This window comes from Streptomyces sp. NPDC058373 (assembly GCF_042723275.1).
Taxonomy (GTDB): domain Bacteria; phylum Actinomycetota; class Actinomycetes; order Streptomycetales; family Streptomycetaceae; genus Streptomyces.
The window spans coordinates 29,677-37,836 of record NZ_JBHXJE010000012.1; the positions used below are offsets into that span (position 1 = coordinate 29,677).

Here is an 8,160-nt window from a genome sequence, read left to right on the forward strand (position 1 = left end):
CTGAAAGCGGAGGGTCGGCATCCGGGCGGGGCCGCGGGGGAGCGCGGGGTCAGAGGAACCGGCGGATCGGCACCACCAGCGCCTCGCGGCCCCGCTGGAGCCAGGAGCGGCGCCGGTAGCGGCCCGCGTGCATCTCCACACTCACGGCGGTGTCCTCGTCGAAGTGGCGGTCGAGGACGGCGGTGAACTCCTCGTCGATGACGGCGAGCATGACCTCTTCGTCATGGTTGAGCGAGCGCCGGTTGATGTTGGTCGACCCGGTCAGCGCCGCCACCCGGTCCACCGTGATGACCTTCGCGTGCATCATCGTCGGCTGGTACTGGTGGATGCGGATCCCGCAGCCCAGCAACTGGTCGTAGTGCCACTGCCCCGCGAGCTGGCAGACCCGCTTGTCGGTGTGCGGACCGGGGAGCAGGATCTCCACCTCGACCCCGCGCGCGGCCGTCGCGCAGAGCAGGTCGATGAAGTACGCGTCGGGCGCGAAGTAGGCGGTGGCGATCCGCACCCGCTCCTCGGCGGACTGGAGGACCACCCGCAGCAGCGTCTGCATGTCCTGCCAGCCGAAACTGGCCGAGCCGCGCACCACCTGCACCACCGCGCCGCCGGACGCCTCCTGCGCGGTGAACCGGTCCCGCTCGTCGAAGAGGTCCTCGCGGCACTCCGCCCAGTTCTGCGCGAACGCCGCCGCCACGCCGTCGACCGCCGGGCCGCGCAGCCGCACATGGGTGTCGCGCCACTCGTTCTCGTTCCGGGCGTCGCCGCACCACTCCTCGGCGATCCCCACCCCGCCGGTGAAGGCGACCTTCTCGTCCACCACCAGGACCTTGCGGTGGCAGCGGTGGTTCTGCTTGAACGGCGAGAGGAAGACCGGCTTGCGGAACCACGAGACCTGCACCCCCGCCTGGTCCATCTCCTCCAGCAGGTGCCGCTCGATCAGCCTGCTGCCGAAGCCGTCGAGGAGCAGCCGCACCCGGACCCCCGCCCGCGCCCGGTCGCAGAGCGCGGCGGCGAAGTTCCGGGCGATCTCGCCCTTCCAGTAGACGAAGGTCATCAGGTCGACGGTGTGCTCGGCCGCGCGGATGGACTCCAGCATCGCCGAGAAGATCTCGTCGCCGTTGCGCAGCGCTGTCAGTTCGTTTCCCTCGGTGGCGGCGACGCCGATCAGGCGCTCCAGCCGCCGGCGCAGCCGCCGCCCGCGCGCCGCCAGCACGCCGCCACCGCGGGCTCCCGGTTCGTCCGCGGCCACGTCCGTCATCGTCATGAGCTCTCCCGCCCTTCGACCGAAAGGGCGCCGGAGCCCCGGCGTCCTGTGCCCGGAGCCACCCCCGCTTCCGCTCCGGCGTCACCTCATCTGCCCGGATCGCACATCCTTACGCTCTCCGGCGGCACCCCGGGCGCCCCGTCGATCAGGGCGAAGGCGGCCGTACCCGCCTATTCTGGCCGTGCCCGCAGGCTCCGGCGCCGCCCCCGGCCGCACGGACGAGGCGAGAGGGAGGCCACAGGTGGAGAGCGCGTCGGAGCAGCACGGAGCAGCCCGGGCCGGGCCCGGCGCCCACGACGCCGACAGCACCCTGCTGGAGGGGCTCAGCGTCGACGAGAGCCGCCCCGAGCAGCCGGTCCTGCGCGAGGCCGACGGCACGCCCGTCGAGACCTGGCGGGAGAACTACCCGTACGACCGGAAGATGCGGCGCCGGGAGTACGAGCGGCGCAAGCGGGTCCTGCAGATCGAGCTGCTGAAGATGCAGAGCTGGGTCAAGGAGACCGGGGCGCGGATCGTGGTCGTCTGCGAGGGGCGCGACGCCGCCGGGAAGGGCGGCACCATCAAGCGGTTCACCGAGCGGCTCAATCCGCGCGGTGCACGGGTGGTGGCGCTGGACAAGCCCACCGAGAAGGAGGCGGGCCAGTGGTACTTCCAGCGCTACATCGCGCACCTGCCGTCGCCCGGCGAGATCGTCTTCTTCGACCGGTCCTGGTACAACCGGGCCGGGGTCGAGCGGGTCATGGGGTTCTGCACCGAGGAGGAGTACGAGCAGTTCCTCGCCCAGGCGCCGCTGTTCGAGAAGATGATCACCTCCGACGGCATCCTGCTGGTGAAGTTCTGGTTCTCCGTCTCCCGGGCCGAGCAGCGGACCCGGTTCGCCATCCGCCAGGTCGACCCGGTGCGCCAGTGGAAGCTGTCCCCGACGGACCTCGCCTCCCTGGACCTGTGGGACGCCTACACCCGGGCGAAGATCGACATGTTCCGGGCCACCGACACCTCCTACGCGCCCTGGACGGTCGTCAAGACCAACGACAAGCGGCGCGGACGGCTGGAGGCCATGCGGAGCCTGCTGCTGCGCGTCGACTACGCGGCCAAGGACGAGGAGGCCCTGGGGGAGGGCGACCCTTTGATCATCGGGCCCGCCGACACTCTGCTGGAGCCCGGGGAGGGGCCCAGCGCCTTGTCGCCCACGCCGCTGGCCACGCATGGGGAGGGGCGGGGGAGTCATCCCGAGGGCTAGCCTCAGGCGCCGGCCGGGCTGTCTTGTGGCCGGGCGCCGCTTGACCGTGCCGGTCACTGATGGCCTCAAGCGCCGGCCGGGCTCGGGGCTCGCGGTTTGTCCGCCGGGTGGCGCGGGCGGGGCCCCACCCCCGCCCCGGACGAGCCGCGAACCCTGGCCGAGCTGACTCTCAGGTAACCGGCAACCGCAGCCCCAGTCCGGCCGACTCTCAAGACACGGCATCGGCAAAACCCAAGCCCACCGCCGCTCAAGGCCACCGACAACCGAAAAAATCCCAGCCGCCGCCATTCAAAGCCACCGACAACCAGAAGAATCCCAGCCCGGCCGGCGCTTGAGGCCAATCCTGGACCGGCACGGTCAAGACGGCACCGCACCCGAATCCCAGCCCGGCCGGCGCTTGAGGCCGATCAGTGACAGCCATGGTGGAGCGGCGCTCAGCCCATCCCAGCCCGGCCGGCGGTTGAGGCCATCTGTGACCGGCGCGGTCGAGACGGGCCGCACCAAGAACAGCCCGGCCGGCGTTTGAGGCCAATCAGTCCGGCGCGGCCGAATGGCGCCGCACCCAAAGACAGCCCGGCCGGCGCTTGAGGGCCACCGGGCTGAGGACGGTGAGGGCGGCGCGGCGCAGACGGGCGGCGCGGTCGTCGCCCCGCGGGACCGCCCCCCCCCGGGGCGGCGAAGAGGGAGAAGACCACGCGCGAGGCGACGACGCCGAGCAGGCAGCCCAGCAGCGGCGTGGTCAGGACCATGCCGAGGAGGACGTCCCACCAGTTGCCCGGGCCCATGCCCATCAGGGCGTCGGTCGCCGCCTCTCCGCCGCCCAGCGTGTAGGCGACCTTCACCGCGGGGACGCGAGGGCGACCGCCAGCAGCACGGGGTGGCCGGGGCCGCCCTTGCGGTCCGCCTCGGTGGCCTGGTGGCGGGTGGGGCCGCTGGACTCCGGGGAGCGGGGCTCGTGCGGGGAGTGGGGCGGGGCGTGGGTGCTGCCGTGGTTCTCCTCCCCGTCCGGGGGCTGCGTCGGCATGGGCTCAGCCCAGCACGGGGGCGGGCGGAAGGCGTGCCGGGTGGGGCGGTGGAGGGAGCCGGGGGCGGAAGGGCGAGGGACACCGGACGGGAAGGAGGCGCGTGCGCCCTCTCGTGCGCCGCGCTCGCTCCGTGTGCTCCGCCTGGCCCGAATACGTCGTACCCGGCCGTGGCCTGGTGTTTCTGCGAAACGCGCGTCGGGAAGTCGTACTCGAAAGGACGAGCGAGCTGACGCATGACTTGCCCCGGACGGGTGCGGAGCCCAGCATGTAGAGCATTCCGGCGGGAGGCGGCCGGCTGAAGCCGCTCGCGGCCCTCGACGACGGAGGACTCGCATGGCCTCGTACTTCGAGAACAGCAGCGACGCCCTCGTGCCCGACGCCCTGCGGGGGTTCGCGCGGGCCCACGCCGACCTGGTCACGCTCGATCCCGAGCACGGCTTCCTGCTCACCCGCACCGCCGACCCCGCGCGGCGCGTCGCGCTGCTCTCCGGCGGCGGGGCGGGGCACGAGCCGATGCACGCCGGGTACGTCGGGCGGGGCATGCTCGACGCCGCCTGCCCCGGGCGGGTCTTCGCCTCCCCGCACAACCGCCAGGTCTACGAGGGCTCCCTCGCCGCCGCCCGCGAGGAGGGCGTGCTGCACATCGTCAAGAACTACACCGGCGACCGGATCAACTTCGGCATCGCCGCCGAGCGCCTCGCCCATCGCGGCGTGCCCTGCGCGCGGGTGCTCATCGACGACGACCTCGCCTCCGACTCGGCGGACATCGCCTCAGGGCGCCGCGGCACCGGCGGCACGGTTCTCATCGAGAAGATCCTCGGCGCCGCCGCCGACACCGGCCTCGGCCTCACCGAGCTCCAGGAACTCGGTACCCGCCTCGCCGCCCGGTGCCGTACGCTCGCCGTCGCCTCCGCCGCGCACACCGCCCCCACCACCGGGGAGCCCGCGTTCCCCCTCGCCGCCGGAGAGCTGGAGTACGGCGTCGGCATCCACGGCGAGCGCGCCCAGCAGACCGTCCCGAGGGAGCCGCTCAGTGGCCTGGTGGAGCGCATGACCACCGCCCTCCTCGACGCCCTCACCCCCGACGGACCGGTCATCGTCCTGGTCAACGGCCTCGGCGCGGTCACCCCGCTGGAGCTGTACGCGGTCCACGGAGAGCTCGCCGGCATCCTCGACGCGCGCGGCACCACCCTGGCCCGCGCCCTCGTCGGCGACTACATCACCGCGCTGGACATGCGCGGCTTCTCCCTCACGCTGCTGGTGGCCGACCCGGAGATCCTCAGCCTCTACGACGCCCCGGTCCACACCGCCGCCCTGCGCTGGTGACCACCCCCGACCGCCCCCCGACCCCACCGGCCACCGAGAGCGGGAGCCACGCCATGACGACGAGCACCTCCCACGACGCCACCGCCACCGACGGCTGGATGCGCCGGTTCGCCGAGTCCGCCCACGCCACCGAGGCCCGGCTCACCGCCCTGGACCAGCGGGTCGGCGACGGCGACTTCGGCACCAACCTCACCGCTGGCGCCGACGCCGCCCTGCGCCGCCTGGACCAGCTCCCGGACGGAGGCACCGATCCCGCCGCGCCCCTGGAGGCGGCCGCCACCGCCTTCCTCGACGAGGTCGGGGGGACGAGCGGTCCCCTCTTCGGCCTGCTGCTCCAGTCGCTGGCCGCCGCGGTCTCCGCCTCCGGGCCCACCACCGCGGCCTACGCCGACGGGGTCGCCGACGGCCTCGCCGCGATCCGCCGGGTGGGCGACGCCGCCCCCGGCGACAAGACTTTGGTGGACGCGCTGACCCCGGCCGCCGAGGTACTGCGCGCCACCCCCGCCGACACCCAGCCCGACCGCGCCCTCGCCGCCGCCGCCGAAGCGGCCTGGGAAGGTGTCCGCTCCACGGCCAGGCTGCGCGCCCGGATGGGCCGCTCCAGCTACCTGGGCGAACGCGCGGAGGGCATCCCTGATCCGGGCGCGGTCGGCGTGGGCCTGCTCTTCGCCTCCGCCCAGGGCGTCGTCGCCGACCTCGACGCGCACCTGGGCTGAGGCTGCCGCGCCCTACTCCTCGGCGCTCCCCCCCTGGTGGGGTACGTGGGCCCGTACCCACGCCAGCAGCACCGGCGAGTGCAGCGTGGTCACCCACAGGTCGGCCCGGGACGCGTCCTCCTCACCGGGGCGCGGGCCCACCCCCAGCACCCGCAGTCCGGCCCGCCGCGCCGACTCGATGCCGGTCAGCGAGTCCTCGACGGCCAGCGCCCGGTCCGGTTCCGTGCCGCAGAGCCGCGCGGCCGTCGCGTAGACGTCCGGCCACGGCTTCGGCCGTACGGTTCCCGCGCCCCGGGCGGCGTCGGCCGACGCCTCGTCCGGGACGACGATGTGGCCGAAGTGGCCCAGCAGCCCGGCCCGGTCGAGGCTGGTCTCCACCACCTCCAGCGGGCAGTTGCTCGCCACCGCCAGCGGCAGCCGTCCGGAGAGCCTGCGGACGAACTCGACGGCGCCGGGCATGGTCACCGGATCGTCGGCGACCAGCGCCGTGAAGTGCCGCAGGAGCGACTCGGTCAGCTCCGGCGCCAGGTGTGGCTTGTCGGACTCCTCCGCCATCAGCCGCCCGCAGTCGGTGTAGTGCACCCCCTTGGCCCGGTCGGCGAAGCCCGGCAGGGGCCGCAGCCCGAACTGCCGGAAGACCTGGCTCCGGGCGTCCTGCCAGTGCCGTTCGGTGTCCATCAGCGTGCCGTCGCAGTCGAAGACGACGGCCTCCGGGGACCAACTGAGGAGGGGGTGTGCCTTGGTGGTCATGGTGTACCTCCTGGGGGAGGGGGCGGTCGGGCTTGTCGCGGGACCGCGGATTCGTGGGGTCGTGCGTTTCCCTGAGCCGGCCACCGGGACGTCGTACGTCCGCCGGTCCCATGCGGGTCACGGGAGCGCGAAGGTGCAATCCCGACCAAACCGCGAAACATCACGACGGCTACGTTATTTTCGCGACGAAGCGTCACGCAATCACTACTTCGAGTGCTCGACGGGGAGGGGGTGACGGGTGTAAAGGGGGCCGCCCGCTGGGCTGTCCCGCGTCAACCTCACGGCCCGTCAATCCCGCTCACGAGCCGCCAAGTTGAGTCATATTCGCCCGGCATCGCGGAACGGGTGGAAGCGCGGAAGGGTGTTCACTCGAATGGCCAGCAACCGCGCCGGAATTCGCGGGGAATCACCCGCACGCGTGCACATTCGAAAGAATTGAACAATATCCGCGCACGGAGCCCCGCTTTTGCTACCGGCGTGCGCGGGCGCACTACATTCTCCGTCGTCACGGAAACGTTGAGCGAAGGTGGACAGCACGTTGCAGGAACGGGCGAGGGCAACCCGCAGATCACTCCTGGAGGCCGCCGCCCTCCTCTTCGCGGAACAGGGCTACGCCGGCACCAGCGTCAACGACATAAGCGCCAGGTCCGGCCGGACCAGCGGCGCCGTCTACTTCCACTACGCCAGCAAGGAAGGGCTCGCCCTCGCCGTCGTCCAGGACCGCTTCGCCACCTGGCCGGGCCTCGCCGCGCGGTATACGGACCGCGCCGAACCCCCGCTGGAGAAACTGGTCGCCCTCAGCTTCGACATCGCCCACGCCCTCGCCGAGGACCCGGTCGCCCGCGCGGGCGCACGCCTGTGGGCCGAACGCGACACCATCGACGCGCCCCTCCCCGACCCCTTCGCCCTCTGGACCACCGCCACCACCCGCCTCCTCGCCCAGGCCCGCACCGCCGGCCACCTCGCCGACCGCGTACGCCCCGCCCCCACCGCCCGCTCCCTCGTCCGCGCCTACTTCGGCCTCTGCACCCTTACCGAGGCCCTGGAAGGCCGCACCGCCATCACGGCCCGCCTCACGGAGTGGTGGCTGCTGACCCTGGGATCGCTGCAACAACGGCCCGACCCCGCGGGGGTGCTGGGGCGGGCGCTCCGGCGGAGGAGCGCGGGGATGGGGGAGCGGCCGGTGGGGGCGGCCTGCGGGGAGTGACGACGCCGCGGCCTCCGGGGGCGGAAGTGGGGGCCGGGCCTCCGGACCGGCCCTCTTCCCAAGGCGAACGGGGCCGGGCACGATGCGTGGATGAGTGACACAGGGGCGCACGGGCAGTGGCCGCGGATTCGTGTCTGGCTGTGGATCGACGAACAGGGAGAGCCACGAGCGGCTCTGCATCCCGTCGCAGACGCACGGCGCACCTTCATCGAGCTACCGAAGAACCCGGTGTACGTCCAGGAACTCCTGACCCGGTCCAGGGGAGCCGCCCGTCAGCTCACCGGCCTGGACGACGGGGAGGAAGCCCGTATCGCCCTCCGCGAGCTCATCGAGGACCACCGCGGGCAGACCCCCGAACCCGAGGAACCGGGCTGGCGCAGCACCCCCCTCCCCGAGAGACCCCCGGCCGCCGGGAGGAGCAGCAGCATCCGCACGGTCTCCGGCGGCCTCCCTACGCTCGGACGGCGCCGCCGCTGAACCCCGCAGGGCCGAGCCGGCGCTTGCCCCCACCGCCTGCTCAGCGAACACGAAGAGCCGTGGGGGGGGGGGGGGGAGTTAGGGGCCGGGGCGGGCCGCGCCCCCCGCCCAGCCCGGGCCGGGCGCGGGGGGGACCGCCGCCCAGCGCGGCGAGAGAC

At 73.3% G+C, this 8,160-nt stretch carries 7 protein-coding genes and 1 pseudogene; 5 read left to right on the top strand and 3 right to left on the bottom strand.

Going from position 1 to position 8,160, the window contains the following annotated elements:
• Positions 1-49: 49 nt before the first annotated feature.
• Positions 50-1,261, bottom strand: coding sequence for a phosphatidylserine/phosphatidylglycerophosphate/cardiolipin synthase family protein (locus ACFWMZ_RS10390; protein WP_383200752.1), 1,212 nt, complete (start codon positions 1,259-1,261; stop codon positions 50-52).
• 241 nt (positions 1,262-1,502) lie between these two features.
• On the opposite strand from ACFWMZ_RS10390, the gene ppk2 reads away from it, so the two are divergent.
• A complete protein-coding gene (gene ppk2, locus ACFWMZ_RS10395) occupies positions 1,503-2,501 on the top strand; it encodes a polyphosphate kinase 2 (protein WP_383182411.1) in 999 nt (332 codons plus the stop codon).
• A 589-nt stretch (positions 2,502-3,090) separates the two neighbouring features.
• Here the strand turns inward: ppk2 and ACFWMZ_RS10400 are convergent.
• Positions 3,091-3,525: pseudogene (locus ACFWMZ_RS10400) on the bottom strand (hypothetical protein); the annotation flags it as partial.
• A gap of 334 nt (positions 3,526-3,859) precedes the next feature.
• Here ACFWMZ_RS10400 and ACFWMZ_RS10405 point away from each other — a divergent pair.
• Positions 3,860-4,852: a dihydroxyacetone kinase subunit DhaK gene (locus ACFWMZ_RS10405; RefSeq protein WP_383182413.1), complete on the top strand. Its 993-nt coding sequence runs from the start codon at positions 3,860-3,862 to the stop codon at positions 4,850-4,852.
• Positions 4,853-4,905: 53 nt separating this feature from the next.
• On the top strand, positions 4,906-5,568 hold the full coding sequence (dhaL, locus tag ACFWMZ_RS10410; protein WP_383182415.1) for a dihydroxyacetone kinase subunit DhaL: 663 nt from the start codon (positions 4,906-4,908) through the stop codon (positions 5,566-5,568).
• Between the two features lie 12 nt (positions 5,569-5,580).
• On the opposite strand, the gene ACFWMZ_RS10415 is transcribed toward dhaL, so the two are convergent.
• Positions 5,581-6,318: an HAD family hydrolase gene (locus ACFWMZ_RS10415; RefSeq protein WP_383182417.1), complete on the bottom strand. Its 738-nt coding sequence runs from the start codon at positions 6,316-6,318 to the stop codon at positions 5,581-5,583.
• A 526-nt stretch (positions 6,319-6,844) separates the two neighbouring features.
• On the opposite strand from ACFWMZ_RS10415, the gene ACFWMZ_RS10420 reads away from it, so the two are divergent.
• Both ACFWMZ_RS10420 and ACFWMZ_RS10425 read left to right on the top strand, forming a co-directional pair.
• Positions 6,845-7,525 carry a ScbR family autoregulator-binding transcription factor gene (locus ACFWMZ_RS10420; protein ID WP_383182419.1) on the top strand — a complete coding sequence of 227 codons (681 nt, stop codon included), beginning with the start codon at positions 6,845-6,847 and terminating at the stop codon, positions 7,523-7,525.
• Between the two features lie 90 nt (positions 7,526-7,615).
• Positions 7,616-8,002, top strand: a complete 387-nt coding sequence (locus ACFWMZ_RS10425; protein ID WP_383182421.1) for a hypothetical protein — start codon at positions 7,616-7,618, stop codon at positions 8,000-8,002.
• Positions 8,003-8,160: the final 158 nt, after the last annotated feature.